Below are 19010 nucleotides of genomic sequence, written 5' to 3' on the forward strand. Positions count from 1 at the left end.
CTATGGCTCACCATCTAATCAGCTGAAAACCTTGAGAAAATGGTGTGATATTTAATCCTTATCTACTACAGCCCCAAGTTTTTACTTATAGAGTTTTTACTGTTTTTAGTTCTGTTAAAATCATATCAGCGCTACTACCACGCTTTATTTAATCAATTTATATATTGATATTCGATGTTATACCATTATACACCTTCCCCGCTAAACCCAATAAAACCCTGAGTCGATGATGATAGATTGAAAATTTTGTCAATTTGCGTCATTATGAGGCAGTTTTTTATCCCAATACGGTGCGTTATCAGTGCGAAAATCTAATCCTAAGTTACCTCAGTCTGCTGTAGGCCCTCTTCCCTCGCAGCAGCGTGGAATTGTATTTAGTAGTATCTTATTAATCATTGTCATCGCTGGCATGGTTTTATTGGCGCTGTATTTGGTCAAGCTTGACCGTACTATTACTCATAAGTTTGAAGGTAAGCGCTGGGACATTCCTGCCAAAGTGTATTCGCAGCCGCTCGAGCTGTATCAAGGTGCGGCGGTTGACAACAGTATGATAAAAACTTGGCTTGAGCTGCTTAACTATCGCAGCAACAAGGACTATGATCGCACAGGTAGCTTCTATAAATCAGGCAATAACTACTTTATCCATACGCGCGGCTTTACTTATAGCGCAAACGATATTGATAAAGAACAAGTCATTAAAATGACGATTGCCAACGATAAGATTAAGTCGATTCAGAGCACTGAACAAAATAAGACTGGGATTATTCGTCTTGAACCTGTGAATATCGGTGGTATTTATCCAGATAGTAATGAAGATCGCATGGTTGTCTCTTTAGATGATGTACCGCAACCATTAATTGATGCCTTAATCGCGACTGAGGATCGTGGTTTTTATGAGCATAAAGGAGTATCTATACGCGGTATCGCACGCGCCGTGATTAATAACTTCTCTGGTGGCTCTATGCAGGGGGGCTCAACTATTACCCAGCAGCTTATCAAAAACTTCTATCTTAACTCTGATCGTACGCTCAAACGCAAAGCCAATGAAGCTCTGATGGCCGTATTACTAGAGCTGCATTATAGTAAAGATGAGATTTTGCAAACCTATCTTAATGAGATCTATCTTGGTCAAAATGGCAATCGCTCTATTAATGGTTTTGGCCTAGCAGCACAATTTTATTTTAACCAACCTCTAAATGAGCTGCGTTTGGATCAGCAAGCCATGCTAGTCGGTATGGCAAAGGGTCCAAGCGTCTATAATCCTCGCCGTCATCCCAATGATTCAAAGGCACGTCGTGATGTAGTGCTCAACAATATGCTAGAGATGGGTTCTATTAGCCAAGAGCAATACGACACGGCACTAGAAAAGCCTCTTGGGGTTGTAGATAAGCCTGTTGAAGGCAAAAGTCAATTTCCAGACTTTTTGGACATCGTTAAGCGTGAGCTCAATGAAGTGTATTATTCTGATGACCTAAAAAACGAAGGTCTTACCATTATTAGTACCCTTGACCCTATTGCGCAACTAGCAGCCGACAAAGCTGTCGACAAAAAACTTGGCGAGTTACGCCGTAAAAGTAGTAAGACTAAAGACTTGCAAAGTGCCTTAGTCAGTGCCAATCCTGAGACCGGTGAGCTAGTCGCTGTCGTGGGTAGTGGTAGCGAGTTCACTGGTTTCAACCGTGCGGTCGATGCCAAGCGTCAGGTTGGATCATTGTTAAAACCTGTTATTTATATGACAGCACTTGAAAGTGGTCGCTACAACTTAGCCAGCCCCGTTGATGACTCTCCGATTACAGTTAACTTAGGCGATGGTAGCAAGTGGAACCCAAAAAACTACGCTGGTCGTGATCATGGCTATGTTCCATTAACAACTGCACTTGCCAAATCATACAACCAAAGCGCCGTACGTTTGGGTATGGAATTTGGTATCGATACATTTGCCAAACAGTTACGTCGTTTGGGTATCGAAGAGAAAATTCCCGCTTATCCCTCAGTACTGTTAGGCTCAGTTAACTTAAGTCCTATGGATATGCTTGGCGTGTATCAAGTCTTTGCAACTGGTGGCTTTCGCACTCCTATTCACAGTATTCGAACCGTCATTGATAATCGCGGGCGAATTTTGCAACGTACTGGTCTAAATACTCAGCGCAGCATACCACCTGAAACTAATTACTTAACCAACTACGCCTTACAAGAAGTGGTCAAAAACGGTACTGCCAAACGTGCCCAATCACTCGGTAGCAATTTAAACTTAGCGGGTAAGACTGGGACAACCAATGACTACCGTGATGCATGGTTTGCAGGCTATAGCGGCAACTATGTGAGCGTCGTTTGGGTTGGACGCGATGATAATAAACCGATTGGGCTTAGTGGTGGTACTGGAGCATTACCAGTATGGGTCGATTATATGAATCGTATAAAGTTGACGCCTGTCGCTATGCCAGAGCCTGAAGGGATTGAATGGTTATGGCTTGAGAACAACTCTGGCAAACTATCTAATGAACGCTGTGCTTCGGCTCGATACTTACCAGTTATGTCAGCGTACTTGCCAAAAGAAGCAAGCAGTTGTGCGATCTCTTTATATCAGCAAGAGCAAGCGCGTGGTCAAATACAATGGGAAAACGAGCAAGGGTCGATTAATCAGCAACGTCAACGTGAAGGGCTAGATATACCAAACAGTGAGGTAATCGAGCCAAATGCAGAAGGTAGTGATAACGATACTCAAAGACGTACGGACACTTGGTACGATCGAGCTCTTGAGTGGTTCTAATAAATTATTTTTAAGTTGTTGATTCATACTGGTGGTTAAAATGACACAGAATAAGGGGTTTGATATGGCGGTATTTATGCAACATCAATACTTAATAGTACAGAACAAAAAGCACAAAAGTCTCATCAGATCTTTTTTGGTATCAAGTGCGCTTATTAGTATGCTGACGTTGAGTGCTTGTCAGACTACCTCGTCACTGCCTAACAACACCGCTACGGTGACTACCAAAGCACCTGTCACTGTAGCACCTGCAATGACTAAAACACCGCAACCTACTCAGAATCGCACTGATAATACGCATACCTACCAAACCAAACCATACATATCGCCTACTGATGCTACGCCAGAACACGATACCTACTCAGAAAACACCTCAACCGCTAATAATCCTTTGACGCAGCAAACACAGGTTATAGAACAACGAGAAGTCATATTTAACGAGCCTGTGTATACTCCCCCACGTGACGATTATATGATTTCACAACCCCCTACTGCGCCGTCACACAATGAACTCTTAGAGCAGGCGCGTCAAAATTCACAGCAAAGAAGCCGTCAACCTACTAATAATCAAAGCAACTTGCCAGCTTTTCGCAATCTAATGCAAACTGGTACTAATCAGCTCAAATTAGGCAATCTGACTGCTGCTGAAAACAGCTTTACCCGTGCACAGCGTTTAGCGCCCAGATCTTCTGCAGTATATTTTTACCTGTCACAAGTAGCCCTAAAAAAAGGGCAACCGCGTAAAGCTGAGGCCATGGCTCGTCGCGGTCTTACCGTTTCTGAAGACGCCAATCGTCGCCGTTCATTATGGCAGCTCATCTTACACTCAGGTCAACAACAAAATAATTCACGTGTTGTTCGTGAGGCGCAGCAAGCACTTAAGTAATTATTAAATTACTTTTATATAAAATACAACAGCTTACTTTTTATTCACTTAATTTAATCAAGGTTATCTTTATGGCATGGCAACAACTGCACCTACAATGTGAAAAAGCAAATGTCGATCTTGCAGAGGCACTGTTATTAGAGGCGGGCGCACTGTCTATCGCGCTAGACGATGCAGGTGATCAACCTTTATTTGAGCCATTACCGGGCGAATCACCCCTATGGGATGACGTGATAATAACTGGTCTCTTTGACGCTACTACCGAAGATGGCAGTCGACAAGCTGTCGAGCAGCTCAGTCATGATATTGCAGCGCAAATCCAAGCCAGTCGTATTTGGCTCACTGCGGTCGATGATAAAGATTGGGAGCGTGAATGGATGACTCACTATCATCCAATTGAATGCGCCAACAATCTCTGGATTGTCCCAAATTGGCTAACGCCACCTGACGTTAATGCCACTAATATTATTATGGATCCAGGGCTGGCATTTGGCACAGGTTATCATGCCACTACGCGTCTATGTCTAGACTGGCTGACAGAACAAGACTTAAAAGATAAAGTAATAATAGATTATGGTTGCGGCTCGGGTATATTGGGTATCGGTGCATTGTTATTAGGTGCCAAACAAGTTTATGCAGTCGATATTGACCCACAAGCGGTACTAGCTACAAACCAAAATGCTGCACGCAATAAGGTTGATGGACGATTGCAAGCATTTTTACCCGAGGAGTTTGCAGACTATTGCACGCAGCACGATATTATTCCAGTAGATGTTATTGTCGCAAATATTTTAGCAAAACCTCTTATTAGTCTCGCTCCTTACTTTGCAACTTTAATCGCATCAAAAGGACGCATAGTGTTAGCAGGATTAATCGAGTCTCAAACCGAGCAAGTTGCAGAAGCTTATCGTCCTTACTTTAATCTTGACTCCAAACATGCTTTTACTTCTCAAGAAGATCAACATTGGCAACGTTTATCAGGAGTATTTACATAATAGCAATACCGAATAGTTTTATTTACATACTATCAACAATTTATTACATCTGTTACGATAGACAATTGGTTGGATTTTGCAAACGCAATACTGCTCTCCTATTGTCTATCGCTATATAGATACCTATTAATATCTAAAATAAGACAGTTTTTGGTGAGTCGGTACATGGTGATTATTACTGTATTTCTTTGGACTCAATTACATGACTACGCTTATCAAAACTCAATGTCCTTCTTGTCAAGCCTACTTTAGTTTACCACAGACTTTACTAAGTGAGCCGGATGCAAAAGTACGCTGTAAACGTTGTCAGCAGATATTTTTGGTCAATGAAAACCTTGTCGTTTCTGGTGATGAGCCTTCAGATATCAGTAACGCCTCCACTTCTATCGAAAAAAGCAACAATACTTCTCAATATAATGATGACTTCTTATCTTCTGATACGCTCATTCATGATGATATGCCTATTGACGATCTTGAACCATCAGATTTGGAGTACGACTCTTGGGATGAAATGAGCGCTTGGTCCTTTGATTTGGACACTACGCCGATGTCGTCAGTACGTCCAGATTCTAAAAACGCAGAACCTAAACCAACAGATGCTACGACTAGCGGCTCCCCTAACCCTCATAATATTTATGACGATCAAGAAAAGGCGTTTGAAGAGTCAAATTACATCATAAACACCAAGCCTCAGCATAATAACGCCTCAGCATCTGCCAATACTTCTAACAGAAGTGACAATACTAATAGTGTTAATGATAGTGATAGTGATAATGCATGGCTCGAAAAGCTCCTTGAGGAGCAAAACAACAGTACAGACGTTGTAGAGTCTGGTACTGACTTATCACAATTGTTAGCGAGCATGGGCGTACCGCTAAGAGATCAATTTCAAACCCCTTCTAAGCAAGCAAGTAAAGCTCAGTCACGTGTTTATCCGGTACAATCTCGTGTGCAAACATCTGTAGCCTCCTTACTGTGGCTAGCTGGCTGTTTGGTGTTGGTAATGCTATTGTTTGCACAATATGTTATTTTTAATTTAGATAATCTAGTCAAAGATCCAATCCATGCGGAGCGCTTACAAGCAGTTTGCGCTGTCGCAGCTTGTAGCCTACCCAATGCTGATATGTCAGCTTTCGATATCAATGATGTGGTTTATCGGCCCAGTGAAGTAAAAGCTGCTGACGAGTTTACTGACATAGCAGCTACCTTGGCAAATCACAGTACAAAATCCCAGTTATTACCCAATCTAAAAGTCAGTATTTATAGTAATGATGATGTCATTGGAGAGTTCATTGCCATGCCAAAGGACTATCTAGTCAGCAAACAAAACGTACTCTCTGCTGAACAAAACAAACCCTTTATGTTTACCGTTCCAGTTATCAATAATGAGATTAATAGAGTAACTATTGATCCTATTTATTAACCTTTTATATTTGTCTGTTTCTAGCCTGGTGTTTACATTGATGTAATTTGACACTCAGTTAGCCCTTTATTCATAACCTTTGTCGTATGACAATTTTTAAGGACATCACCTTATGGCACACTCAGTTCCTCCTTTTGCTAACCATCTTGCCCAGCATTCTGACCATTTTAATGAGTTTGATAATCAAGATAGTATTCAGCAACCAACAACTGACGCACAAAACAGTTTGCAAAGCTCAGACAGCCTCTTATCTAGTGACACAGAGCTTGCGCCAGTCAATGCCCCTCTACGAGTACATGTCGAACGTGTCGTACGTGAGTACTTTGCTGCTTTGGAGGATGAGATGCCAACAGACTTTTATGAGCTTATCTTAAGAGAAGTAGAGCTACCTTTATTAACTGTCGTGCTTGAGCAGACTCGTGGAAATCAAACCAAATGTGCTCAAATCTTGGGACTTAATCGCGGCACGCTGCGTAAAAAACTAAAAACCCATAATTTAATGTAGCTGATTGTATAGAAAGTAGTATTTATGCTCTAAAATGATATTGAGTTTTGTGTAAATGGGTCAGATGTTTTATTATAGGCATCGTGATTATTGGCGTGTTATTTTTTAAGGCTAAGTAGTACGTAACTGGCTTTATATGCGTTGCTATAACCTTAGAAATTAACGCTAAGCTTAATATTACGCTTTATCATTATTGTATACGGCAATTCACAGATTTAATGTGTTTATATCTGTGACTGCCACTACTATCTTGCCAGACGTTTGTGTCGGGCTTTTTTTATGGAATCGTTTTTATGGCTACCAAACCGTTTGCTCTACTCTCAGTCTCTGATAAATCTAATATCATAGAATTTGCTCAAGGGCTTATTCAGTCAGGATTTAACTTATTATCCACTGGCGGTACTTATCGGTTGCTCAAAGAGCATGATGTGGCCGTAACTGAAGTATCAGATTATACTGGTTTTCCTGAAATGATGGACGGCCGTGTTAAGACATTACATCCAAAAATTCATGGCGGTATTTTAGGTCGCCGTGGTACAGACGATGCAGTAATGAATTCACATAGTATCGATCGTATTGATTTGGTCGTGGTTAATCTTTATCCATTTGCTGAGACAATTGCTCGTGCCAATGTCACTATGAATGATGCTATCGAAAACATCGATATTGGTGGTCCGACTATGGTACGTGCTGCCGCCAAAAATCACGCTCATGTGGGTATTGTAACTGATCCAGCTGATTATGAGCGTGTGCTTACCGCTTTAGGTGACGGTACTGAGCTGACAACGGCTCTACGTTATGACTTAGCCGTCAAAGCGTTTGAACATACCGCCCAGTATGATGGTATGATCGCCAACTTCCTAGGTAGCCGTGTCAATGACACTCAAGAACCAGAGAATTTTTCGCGTACCTTTAATGTGCAGCTCGAGAAAGCACAAGACCTACGTTATGGTGAAAACCCTCATCAAAATGCTGCCTTCTATACCGAAAACCAGCCTCTAAGGAGCCAGCAAGCTTCTATTGCTACTGCTAAGCAGCTACAAGGCAAAGCTCTTTCTTATAATAATATTGCTGACACCGATGCAGCTCTTGAGTGCGTTAAAGCCTTTAATGCGCCTGCTTGTGTGATTGTAAAGCACGCCAACCCTTGTGGCGTAGCAGTAAATCAAGATCAAGTCACTGCTTACAAAACAGCTTTTAGTACAGATCCTGAATCTTCTTTTGGCGGTATCATTGCTTTTAATCGCCCATTAACAGTTGCGGCTGCTAAGGCTATTATTGACAATCAATTTGTTGAAGTGATCATTGCACCAAGTATTGAAGACGGTGTGCTTGAGACAACTGCGACTAAGAAAAACGTACGTGTATTGGTTTGCGGCGAGTTGCCAACGCCAGATCAGCGTGACTCTCAACTTGATTACAAGCGCGTCAACGGGGGTTTACTCGTGCAGGAGCAGGATTTAGGCTTGATTACGGCTAATGATCTAAAAATCGTAACCGATGTCCAACCAACTGAAGCCCAAATTGCTGACTTGCTGTTTAGCTGGAATGTTGCAAAGTATGTCAAATCCAACGCTATCGTTTACGCCAAAAACCAGCGTACTATTGGTGTAGGCGCAGGTCAAATGAGCCGCGTCAACTCAGCTCGTATCGCAGCTATCAAGGCGGAGCACGCTGGATTGGTTACTGAAGGAGCTGTCATGGCATCAGATGCTTTCTTCCCATTCCGTGACGGTATAGACAACGCTGCAGAAGTAGGTATTTCAGCGATTATTCAGCCTGGCGGCTCTATGCGTGATGATGAGACCATTGCTGCTGCAAATGAGCACGGCATTGCCATGGTCTTTACTGGTATGCGCCATTTCCGCCACTAGTACTCAGCCAGTTAGTATTTATTTATCATCCATCAAAAAAGCCACTGTATAGTACAGTGGCTTTTTTATTCATTAAACTTTACACATTTTCTAGCTATTCATTAATAGCTAAACTTAAAGCCATAATACTTTTATTGACCTTGTGCGCCAGCTACATTGGCTTCATTAATTTCAACTTTATATACTAAGCGTAAATAATCTAAATAATCTTGTAGCTGATCTTGACCTAGATTGTCACGAATAATCTGTGCGGTTTGGGCTTTTTCTGTATCTGAGAGCTGTGATTGGCTTTCAGTTTCGATACGATCACCAACTATCACACTAGCGCCTATCTCAGTCTCGCTAGCTAACGCTACAACCCCATCTTTAGGCGCTTGCTGACTAAATGCTAAACTGCGTTCCTTATTGGTCAATAACGTTGTCTGACGATTCACTTGACCTAATGCTTGAAAGTTTACTGGTTGCCCATTAATATCTGCCACAGTCTTAATATCAGCAGCTAATTGTTTAGCGTCTTCAAGAGCCATAGCACTGGCTTTTTGTTGACGTAGCTTTTGCGTGATTATTGGCGTGGCTGCTGCAAGCGTAAGAGTCTGAGTAGGACGATAGTTGCTAGGTTGTACCCACACCGTCCCGTCACCAACTTCAATTCCTGCTGTTACTGCTTGGTCTTGAATAGTAAACTCATCGAACGCTTGTTTAATAACAGCAGGTTGCGATAGTACTGAAGTATTATTGTCTTTTCGATAGTCTTTGATCTGTTTTAATGCTACGTTTTCTTGTTGTGCAATATCTTCGATACTAAAACCATCGGCTGCCAAGTCGTTGATTGCTGTTACTTTATCGGCATAAATAGATTGACGTTTATACTCTTTTGCCTTGGCTGTTAGCTCTTCACGCATGCTTTCTAGGCTTGGTATCTTACTACCATTGTCTTCTGTTACCGTAAATATTTGATAACCAAAACTGGTCTTGATAGGCGGTGTAACCTCACCAACACTCAAACCTTGTAGCGCTGTTTCGACAGCGGCAGCATCACTACCAAATACTGATGCATTAAAAAGTCCAATATCACCGCCACTTGCACCTGATGGATCATCTGACTCCGCTTTAGCCAACGCTACAAATGATTCACCTTTATCAAGGCGATCTTTAACCTCATTAGCACGTGCTTTTGCGTCATCACCAGTCAATAAGATTTGGCTAATCTTACGTTCATCGACCACAGCAAGGCCTTGCTTATAGCTTTCATATTGCTGTTGCAATTCTTCTTCTGTCACTGTATCGACTTTGATCATCGCAGGACTTAGCTGAATGTAAGCCAAATCAACCATTGCATCGCTTTTTAGGGTTTCTTTATTGGCATCGTAGTAAGCTTGGATGTCACTTTCACTAAGCTTAACTTGCTGCTGATAATCCTGCCAATTAAAGCGATGTAGCCAAATGTTGCGTGACTCCAACTGTAAGTCAATCAATTGGTTTACCGCTTTCATAGGATAAATAGCAGTGCCAACGATGCTAGCATTAAGCTGATCAAGGCTTAGTTGATTGCGAAATTCAGCAAAAAGCTGGTTTTTGTTCATACCACGTTGACGTAAAAAGTTTGAAAACTGAGCATTAGAAAACTCACCATTTTCATCCTTAAAAGCATCCTCTTGACGCAACAGACGATTGATCGTTTCATCTGATACCGTCATACCTAGCTTGCCAGCTTGCTGCTCAAGCAAAGTACGATCAATCAAGCCTTTTAGTACTTGTTCGTGCAACACGTCTTCATTTAACAAGCTTGCATCATCAATTTGGTCTAAAATCTCAGAACGTCTATTATTGACTGCGTTTTGATATTCTGATAAACCCACGCTTGCTTCACCTACTTGAGCAACTTGATTGGGATCAACATTGCCCTGAAAGTAGCTTTCAATACCCAATAAAGCAAGTGGCGATAAGCATAGAATCAATAAAATGCGACCAGGCCAGCTTTTTAAAAAATCGCGCAATTTATCCATAGTTATTTCTACTTTTAACTCATATTGATGATAAACCATTGCAACGCTGTCGATGACATATAGAACAATGGGATGATAAATGATATTTGTGTTATTCAAGCCTGATTAAATCTTAATTTAATAAAGCAGTATTGTCACGCGCGCCCTATGATACGTGAATTTTAGTCTAGACTCAAAATATTCCAAGCTCGTACTATATAAATTGTAGCGATAAAAAAAGCACCTTTATCTAAAGGTGCTTTTTATTGCTTGTTTCGTTAACAAGAGTTAAACAACAGTTATATAAAAACAAGCCAAGATACGCCTAGTTTAAGCGCTCTTTTAGATTTTTACCAGCTTTAAAGCTTGGTACTTTACTTGCTGGGATACTTAGCTCTTCACCCGTCTTAGGATTACGGCCAGTACGGGCTTTACGGTCTTTTACGCTAAACGTACCAAAGCCAACTAATGAGATGCTTTCACCCGCTTCTAGAGCTTCACCAACGCTTTCCATAACGGCGTTCAATGCATCACCAGCTTGAGTTTTGTTAAGGCCACTTTTATCTGCGATGCTATCAATTAATTCTGACTTATTCATAAAATTTCCTTCAAGTTTAAGGGCTGAAATAAACGCTAACGTCCGGCATTGTATCGCTCTCACGTGATATAAGCAATAAAAACCATTCTAGACGCTTTTGTTTGTGGTTGCGCGTTATTAACGCCTTTATATCAAGGCAACAAAAGGAGCGCAAGCGATTTTACATTTTTTCGCCCGCGAAACTACGTATTTGACACTTAACGTTACGCAAATCACCTGTAACTCGTCGTTTCATGTATAAATTTGTCCCAGAAATACCACTTATAAAAGAGTAGTTTAGTAAATCATCAAAGCCATATTGGTACTCTGTAACAGACAGTTTTCTCAAAAAGGTAACGCTTTTAATATAATTTAAAGGATTAACTCAAAGTGAAAGATAAAATTTGCCTATTATCCTATTATAAAGTAACAATTGATGATGATATCAGCTTATTGATTAGTAACTCATGGCCTTTTTCTTATTTTTACCCACTTACGGCTCAGTTAAACTAACGCTCATAAGGTTTTTAGTCTTGTTTGAGTTAATAGCGCAACAATTTATTAACTGACATAGAGATACATTACTTTTTATGATGGAAACGTTATGATAGCTAACGCATAATATGTTATAAAAACCAAACTATAATCAATTCTATGATTGCAATTATTTATTGCTACTCATATTTTATGTTTATTTCTAACCTGCCCAATAAAATGGATTACTTACATGAAGCGTACTACATTGTCTCACTCTCTTCTTAATATCATTTTAGTATTCATTGAGTCAGCATTGACGCTGTTGCTACGCCTAGATCCTGAGCTACGCAAGGCTGCATATCCACTAGCGAAACAGGGCACCGTGGTTTGTCTGCGCTTGTATTTACCTCATGTAGAGGTTTTTGCAACTTTTAGCTATAAAGGGGTATTACTGGATGCGCAGCTGCCTGTTGATCGTAGTGAACCTGACGTTGTTATTAACGCCTATAGTATTCAAGTACTAAACGCTCTTACCTCTCACGACAGTGAGGCGACTGAAAAACTACAAATGCGCGGAGAAGCTGTTCAGGTACAATTGATTAAACAGTTTATTACCCAATTAGGTCTAGGTAGCTTGATTCAAGGTATCATAAAGAAATTCAAAGGTGGCAATGGCAAGCAAAAGCCTAGCGCAGAAGAGATGGAAGAAAAGAAGCACAATTATAAAGTGCGTATTGCAGAACAACAGACTCAAATAAATACGTTGACCATAAAAAATCGCGAGTTTGAAACGACAGTCAAAGAGTTACAGAGTAGACAAAAAACCCTTACCATTGTGTCAGTAATAGCCACTATTATTGCAATCGGAGCCATCATTGCCTTGCTAATGAGCTAACCTACATGGCTCCCCTTTCTTTGATTAAAAACGCTTAATGACAACTTTGCCATGTCGTTAAGCGTTTTTATTTCAAATAATTTTCTTCCTATTACGTTCTCTTTTATATCTTATCTAAACTTTGAGTTTACCGATTACTTTTATTAATAATCGTGATAGGTAAGATTAACCATACTAAGACACTTTAATCTTGACTAAATTACTCAGGATTAAGTATAATACCCCTATCGCAGCACATATCGGGTTAACCATTTGTTGTCTAGCAGTGATAGCGTTGCAGTTATTTAGTATCGCTATGATGTAAGTAACTTTACACCAACTGTATTAATCAACATGCCTAAGCTCGTTATTGAATTTGGCTTATAACTGATCAGCTTGGAGATATTTTATGCGTTTAACTACTCGAGGCAGGTATGCCGTTACCGCTTTATTAGACTTGGCTTTACAGACCAGTCAGCAAGACAGCGCTGTATCCTTATCTGATATTGCAAAACGACAATCTATCTCTATCTCCTATCTTGAACAGCTATTTTCCAAACTTCGTAAACGTGGCTTGGTTACCAGTATTCGCGGTGCTGCAGGTGGTTACCATCTAGCTAAGCCTTTGGATGAAATAGACGTGATGACTATCATATCTGCTGTTGACGAATCTGTTAATGCTATGCAGTGTGAAGGGCGCGGTGATTGCCAAGGTGGTACAATGTGTTTGACCCATGATTTATGGTGTGCATTGTCAAATCATATCGAACAGTACTTGAAAAATATAACACTAGCGCAATTATTAGACATGGAAAACGTGCAATCAGTATCAGAACGTCAGCACACCTCTACCAAAGAGATTTCTTTAAAAGACATTAATACTATTACTTTATCGACCAGCGAGGCAAACCCAGCATGAGCCAACATAACAACCTTATATATTTAGATTATGCCGCCACTACCCCAGTTGCTAAACCAGTAGCTGCTAAGATGAGCGAGTATCTGACTGTAGATGGCATCTTTGGTAACCCAGCTTCGCGCTCGCATGGCTATGGCTGGCAAGCAGAGGAAGCAGTAGAGACAGCGCGTCAGCAAGTCGCTGAAGTGATTAATGCCGACCCTCGCGAAATCGTCTTTACTTCTGGCGCAACAGAATCTGACAACCTAGCAATTAAAGGTGCAGCGCATTTTTATCAGTCTCGCGGTAAGCATATCATCACGAGTAAGATTGAGCATAAAGCCGTATTAGATACCTGCCGCGAGCTTGAACAAGAAGGCTTTGAGATCACATATCTTGAGCCACAAGCAGGTACTGGTTTAATTCTACCAGAGCAAGTTAAAGAAGCACTGCGTGATGATACGATTTTAGTATCACTTATGATGGTGAACAATGAGCTTGGTACAATTACTGATGTTGCTGCTATTGGCGAGATCACGCGTGACGCAGGTGTTATCTTCCATGTTGATGGTGCTCAAGCGGTTGGCAAGGTAGTTATCAATCTTGAAGAGATGAAAATTGACTTGATGAGTTTTTCTGGTCACAAAGCATATGGTCCTAAAGGTATTGGCGCATTGTTTGTTCGCCGTAAGCCGCGCATTCGCCTAAAAGCAGAACAGCATGGCGGTGGACATGAGCGTGGTATGCGCTCAGGTACTCTGCCGACGCATCAAATCGTTGGTCTAGGAGCTGCATTTGCTCTAGCCAATGAGCGTTACGAAGAAGATCATGCACACGCAGCCAAATTACGTCAAAAGCTTTGGGATGGCTTGCAAGACATCGAAGAGATCTATTTAAATGGTGATTTAGAACATAGCGTCCCCAACATCGTAAATATTAGCTTTAACTTTGTTGAAGGTGAATCACTGATGATGTCGTTGAAAGACTTAGCCGTATCATCTGGTTCAGCTTGTACCTCGGCAACGCTTGAGCCATCATATGTGCTACGTGCGATTGGTCGTCCAGACGAGTTAGCTCACAGCTCAATTCGATTTAGTTTCGGTCGTTATACTACCGAAGAAGACATTGATACTGTGGTTAAGCAAATGCACGAAGCAGTCGATAAATTACGTGCCCTCTCTCCTCTTTGGGATATGTACCAAGAAGGCGTTGATTTAGATTCAGTTGAGTGGGCAGAGCATTAATATTTATTAGTGCAAACTTAGTAAAATAAATAATATGGTTATAAAATATAGCCATCGAATGAACAATCAGACAATTATAAATAATGTTTTTATATGAAGTGTTTGACCCCAATTATCGATGAGTAGTAAAACATTTTAAAGTTGATAAATGGCTATTCATCATCTAACTAGGAGAAAACCCCATGGCCTATAGTGACCAAGTTATTGATCATTACGAAAATCCACGCAACGTTGGCAATCTTGATAAAAATGCCAAAAACGTTGGAACCGGTATGGTTGGTGCCCCAGCTTGTGGTGATGTGATGCGTCTACAAATCCAAGTCGATGATAAAGGTATCATTGAAGACGCTCGCTTTAAAACTTATGGCTGCGGCTCAGCGATTGCTTCAAGCTCGCTCGTTACTGAGTGGTTAAAAGGCAAGAGTTTGGATCAAGCTGGCGAAATCAAAAACAACGATATTGCTCAAGAGCTTGCATTGCCACCAGTAAAAGTTCACTGTTCTGTACTTGCAGAGGATGCTATTAAAGCTGCCATAACTGACTATAAAGGTAAGCATGGTACTGCTGAAGTAGCAGAAGAAGCGACTAATTAATTTTAATAGCATACGCAATGTATGCTATTAATACTGCATTAGTAGTATGACTTTTACTACTAATGCTTGGAGGTGACAATGATGCTTATGTACTTGTCACCTTTTATTTTCTAACAGTTGTTATGTTTTTAATGGGTTCTTTGATATAACCATAGATTTGTAATGATTGTTTTTAAAGAATAAACAACCATATTATTATTAGTTGTATTACATTTGATAGTAAGTAGGAGTTGGCATGATTGAAATGACAGAACGCGCCGCTCAGCATGTTCGAGAGTTTTTGGATAATCGCGGTAAGGGCGAAGGTATTCGAGTTGGTATCCGTACAGCGGGTTGCTCGGGCTTGGCTTACGTTTTAGAGTTTGTAGATACGCCTGATGACAATGATACCCGTTATGAAAGTCGCGGTGTCAGTATCTTCATTGACCCTAAAAGCTTGGTTTATTTAGACGGTTTATTGATGGATTATGAAAAAGAAGGCTTAAACGAAGGCTTCAAATTTACCAATCCTAATCAAAAGGGCGAATGTGGCTGCGGTGAGTCTTTTACTGTTTAAAAAGTATGATTACAATCTTGGACAGCAGCCTATCGCTATTGCAAACTTAGTATCGGCCATTAAGTCTTATATAAGTCCGCAGTTACTATTCCATAGTTACAATATTTAGTTAGGCAAAGACCTGAAAAACAAACAGAAAAGCAAGGCGCATAATATGACAAATGTCACTTTAGAAGCTCAGTTTGATAATTTCTTTGCTCTATTTGAGCATCCTGTACAGTTTGAAGTCAATCAAGATAGTCTTGATCAGCGTCTACGTCTGCTACAAAAGCGTTATCATCCAGACAACCTTTCTGTCGATGATACAAAACATGTAGCAAATATTGCACAAGCAAAGCAGCAGTCTGAGCAGGCATCAGCATTGATCAATCAAGCTTATCAAACTCTAAGCGCACCCGATAGTCGTGCTAGCTATTTGCTTGATATGGCTGACCAAGCACAGAATGTGGAGCATTCTATTGCTGATTTAGATTTTTTAGAAGATGCTATGCAGATGCGTATTGATTTAGATGAAGCAATCGAAGAAAAAGATCTTGCCACATTAAAACAACTACATCCGCAAATCATAGAGCGCTTGGCCTATCAATCTGAACGTTTTGATAAAGCTTACAAAAGTGAAGACTGGCAGACCGCTATTGACGCGACGCAAAAACTGAAGTTTTTAGTCAAATTAAACGCTGATGTTACGATTGGTCTTGATGAAGTAGCAAGTGCTGAGCATTCAGATGATGATGACTTGTATGTTTAGACTTAACGTATAAATGTTAGGTCTATACGTAAGGTCAAAATACTACTAGCAATATTGTATACTTTCTTATTTTAAGCGCTATTTTCTTCTATTGTAGAGTGAGACTTTAGCCGTTAAACTATCGCCGCCTGCATACTAGATTTGCTTCATTTCACTTATTTATTTTATCTTTGAGTTATCTTATGTCTTTATTGCAAATTGCCGAACCCAATCAAAGCGCTCAACCTCACCAACATCGTTTTGGTCTAGGAATTGATCTTGGTACTACACGCTCGTTGGTGGCTGTAGTACGTTCAGGCAAAGCGCAAGTCTTAGAGTCAGATACAACAACCGATACCTTATTACCTTCTGTTGTTTACTATCCAAGCACTGGTAATCCACTTGTTGGTTATGACGCCCTAGCGCATCTAGCGGATGATCCAAAAAATACGATTGTTTCAGCTAAGCGCTTTATGGGCCGTAGCCAAGCTGATATCAAATTCTCTCATCCTTACGAATTAAGTGGTAATAAAGATGATATGCCAGCCTTTGTTACGGCTCAAGGTGACGTATCTCCTGTTGAAGTATCAGCACGGATCCTAGCAGCCCTTGAGCAAAGAGCGTCAACTGCCCTACCTGCAGACAGTATAGAAGGTGCAGTGATTACTGTGCCGGCTTATTTCGATGAAGCTCAGCGTCAAGCGACTAAAGATGCAGCACAGGCGGCCGGCATCAATGTACTGCGTCTATTAAACGAGCCAACCGCTGCTGCAGTCGCCTATGGTCTTGATAAACCTGCTGAGGACTCGGCTAAGAGCGATAATAAAGAAAGCTATTATTTAATCTACGATCTTGGTGGTGGTACTTTTGATGTTTCCATTTTAAAGCTTACTGATGGCGTGTTTGAAGTACTAGCAACGGGTGGTAACAGCGCCTTAGGCGGAGATGATATTGATCGCTTGATGACCAATTGGCTCATCAAACAAGTAAACATCGATCCTAAAGATGTCAGCCGTCATGACAAGTCGATACTTGCGCAACAAGCAAAGGCTTATAAGCAAGCATTAACTGATGCTAAACAAGTCGATATCGACATTGTAGTTAACGAGCAATCTTATCAAGGTGTGTTACGTCATGAAGACTTAGTCGCTATTGCCGATCCAGTTAGTCGCCGTACGTTAAGTGTATGCGAACAGGTACTGCGTGATGCAAAGCTATCTAGCACTGACTTGGATGAAGTAATTTTGGTCGGTGGTTCTACGCGTATGCCTGCCATTCAGCATGTTGTAGCTGAGTTTTTTGCCAAGCAGCCTCTTTGTCGCCTAAATCCAGATGAAGTTGTCGCTTTGGGCGCGGCTCAGACAGCGCATCAATTGGTTAACGGTGATAGTAATGACAATTTACTATTATTAGATGTGACACCATTATCGCTTGGTCTTGAGACAATGGGCGGCTTGGTTGAAGTATTGATCCCACGTAATACTCCAATCCCTGTCAAAAAACGTCAAGTGTTTACCACTTACCAAGACGGACAAACTGGCATGGTTATTCATGTAGTGCAAGGTGAGCGCGAGACAGTAGAAAACTGCCGTTCACTTGGACGTTTTGAGCTATATGGTATTCCGCCAATGAAGGCAGGTTTTGCTCGTATTGAAGTGACTTTTAGCATCGATGCCAATGGACAGTTGACAGTCAGTGCCCAAGAAACCACGACAAAGACAGAGAGTCAGATTGAAATTGTGCCTTCTTATGGATTGTCAGATGAGCAAAAAGAGCAGCTCTTGACTGCAGGATTTAAGCATGCAGAAGAAGATAAAAATGCGCGTTCTTTAATTGAGACTAAAGTAGAAGCCGAGCGCGAAGTATTGGCGCTACAATCAGCACTTAACGAGTTTGCTGCTTTATTAACATCTGAGGAACAGCAGTCACTCACTGAGCATATTCAAGCATTACAAACAGCACTTAACACTGATGATTTGTCAATTATCGAAAAAGAGCAAGCCAAGCTCAAACCACATAGCGATGCTTTTGCTGCTCGTATTATGAATCAGAGTGTCAAAGCCAGTATGGCAGGTACAAGTGCTCAAGACTGGTAGCAGATGTAGATACATTGGTGGCTGTAACTTAATAATTATAACTCACCTAATATAATAATTTATCTTATAACGCTTTATTTTTAATTGATTAGTATTGGACAGACGATTTATGCCAAAGATTACTGTACTACCCCATCATGAGATTTGCCCTGAAGGCACCGAAGTTGAGCTTCAATCTGGTGATAACTTATGTAAAGCCTTGCTTGAAAAAGGCGTCAAAATCGAGCATGCTTGTGAGATGTCAAAAGCATGTACTACCTGTCATGTCGTGGTTCGTAAAGGATTTAATAGCTTAGAAGAAATGGACGATATTGAAGCTGACTTGTTAGATCGTGCTTGGGGACTGGAGCCTGATTCACGTCTGTCTTGTCAGGTAATGCTTGACGATGAAGATTTGACCATAGAAATTCCTAAATATACGCTCAACCATGCAAAAGAAAACCATTAAATATTAAGCATAGATTTTGCTACGCTAAAAAGCCAGCTATTATATTGTAATAGCTGGCTTTTTAGTTGGTTTACGGGGTAAT

General features: G+C 40.8%; 16 protein-coding genes. 14 read left to right on the plus strand and 2 right to left on the minus strand.

What is annotated here, in order from left to right; all coding sequences use genetic code 11:
* The first annotated feature begins 301 nt into the window (after positions 1 to 301).
* The 6 genes from mrcB to purH all read left to right on the plus strand — a co-directional run bounded on the left by mrcB (position 302) and on the right by purH (position 8453).
* Positions 302 to 2770 (plus strand): penicillin-binding protein 1B, encoded by a 2469-nt coding sequence (mrcB, locus tag Q0895_RS11430; protein WP_299189029.1) that lies wholly within the window; start codon positions 302 to 304, stop codon positions 2768 to 2770.
* A 40-nt stretch (positions 2771 to 2810) separates the two neighbouring features.
* Positions 2811 to 3656 carry a tetratricopeptide repeat protein gene (locus Q0895_RS11435; RefSeq protein ID WP_299189031.1) on the plus strand — a complete coding sequence of 282 codons (846 nt, stop codon included), beginning with the start codon at positions 2811 to 2813 and terminating at the stop codon, positions 3654 to 3656.
* A gap of 71 nt (positions 3657 to 3727) precedes the next feature.
* Complete coding sequence (gene prmA / locus Q0895_RS11440) at positions 3728 to 4651, plus strand: 50S ribosomal protein L11 methyltransferase (RefSeq protein ID WP_299189033.1); 924 nt, start codon at positions 3728 to 3730, stop codon at positions 4649 to 4651.
* A gap of 202 nt (positions 4652 to 4853) precedes the next feature.
* Positions 4854 to 6074, plus strand: coding sequence for a DUF3426 domain-containing protein (locus tag Q0895_RS11445; RefSeq protein ID WP_299189036.1), 1221 nt, complete (start codon positions 4854 to 4856; stop codon positions 6072 to 6074).
* Between the two features lie 226 nt (positions 6075 to 6300).
* A complete protein-coding gene (locus Q0895_RS11450) occupies positions 6301 to 6579 on the plus strand; it encodes a helix-turn-helix domain-containing protein (protein ID WP_058369067.1) in 279 nt (92 codons plus the stop codon).
* A 293-nt stretch (positions 6580 to 6872) separates the two neighbouring features.
* Positions 6873 to 8453: a bifunctional phosphoribosylaminoimidazolecarboxamide formyltransferase/IMP cyclohydrolase gene (gene purH / locus Q0895_RS11455; protein WP_299189038.1), complete on the plus strand. Its 1581-nt coding sequence runs from the start codon at positions 6873 to 6875 to the stop codon at positions 8451 to 8453.
* A gap of 131 nt (positions 8454 to 8584) precedes the next feature.
* Here the strand turns inward: purH and Q0895_RS11460 are convergent, their stop codons facing one another.
* Positions 8585 to 10459 (minus strand): SurA N-terminal domain-containing protein, encoded by a 1875-nt coding sequence (locus Q0895_RS11460; RefSeq protein WP_299189040.1) that lies wholly within the window; start codon positions 10457 to 10459, stop codon positions 8585 to 8587.
* A 304-nt stretch (positions 10460 to 10763) separates the two neighbouring features.
* Positions 10764 to 11036 (minus strand): HU family DNA-binding protein, encoded by a 273-nt coding sequence (locus tag Q0895_RS11465; protein WP_025653024.1) that lies wholly within the window; start codon positions 11034 to 11036, stop codon positions 10764 to 10766.
* 706 nt (positions 11037 to 11742) lie between these two features.
* Here Q0895_RS11465 and Q0895_RS11470 point away from each other — a divergent pair.
* The 8 genes from Q0895_RS11470 (at position 11743) to fdx (ending at position 18928) form a co-directional block, all read left to right on the plus strand.
* Positions 11743 to 12387, plus strand: a complete 645-nt coding sequence (locus Q0895_RS11470; protein ID WP_299189042.1) for a hypothetical protein — start codon at positions 11743 to 11745, stop codon at positions 12385 to 12387.
* Between the two features lie 388 nt (positions 12388 to 12775).
* Positions 12776 to 13285, plus strand: coding sequence for an Rrf2 family transcriptional regulator (locus tag Q0895_RS11475; protein WP_299189044.1), 510 nt, complete (start codon positions 12776 to 12778; stop codon positions 13283 to 13285).
* Entirely contained in the window at positions 13282 to 14508 is a 1227-nt protein-coding gene (locus tag Q0895_RS11480; protein ID WP_299189047.1) for an IscS subfamily cysteine desulfurase, read from the plus strand. Before Q0895_RS11475 ends, Q0895_RS11480 begins: the two co-directional genes overlap by 4 nt.
* A 182-nt stretch (positions 14509 to 14690) precedes the next feature.
* A complete protein-coding gene (iscU, locus tag Q0895_RS11485; RefSeq protein WP_058369071.1) occupies positions 14691 to 15101 on the plus strand; it encodes a Fe-S cluster assembly scaffold IscU in 411 nt (136 codons plus the stop codon).
* Between the two features lie 235 nt (positions 15102 to 15336).
* Positions 15337 to 15657: an iron-sulfur cluster assembly protein IscA gene (gene iscA / locus Q0895_RS11490; RefSeq protein WP_075100713.1), complete on the plus strand. Its 321-nt coding sequence runs from the start codon at positions 15337 to 15339 to the stop codon at positions 15655 to 15657.
* Between the two features lie 154 nt (positions 15658 to 15811).
* Complete coding sequence (gene hscB / locus Q0895_RS11495; protein ID WP_299189053.1) at positions 15812 to 16405, plus strand: Fe-S protein assembly co-chaperone HscB; 594 nt, start codon at positions 15812 to 15814, stop codon at positions 16403 to 16405.
* A 182-nt stretch (positions 16406 to 16587) separates the two neighbouring features.
* Entirely contained in the window at positions 16588 to 18480 is a 1893-nt protein-coding gene (gene hscA, locus Q0895_RS11500; RefSeq protein WP_299189054.1) for a Fe-S protein assembly chaperone HscA, read from the plus strand.
* 109 nt (positions 18481 to 18589) lie between these two features.
* Positions 18590 to 18928 (plus strand): ISC system 2Fe-2S type ferredoxin, encoded by a 339-nt coding sequence (gene fdx / locus Q0895_RS11505; RefSeq protein WP_299189056.1) that lies wholly within the window; start codon positions 18590 to 18592, stop codon positions 18926 to 18928.
* Positions 18929 to 19010 lie beyond the last annotated feature (82 nt).

Source organism: uncultured Psychrobacter sp., from assembly GCF_947495825.1.
Lineage (GTDB): Bacteria > Pseudomonadota > Gammaproteobacteria > Pseudomonadales > Moraxellaceae > Psychrobacter.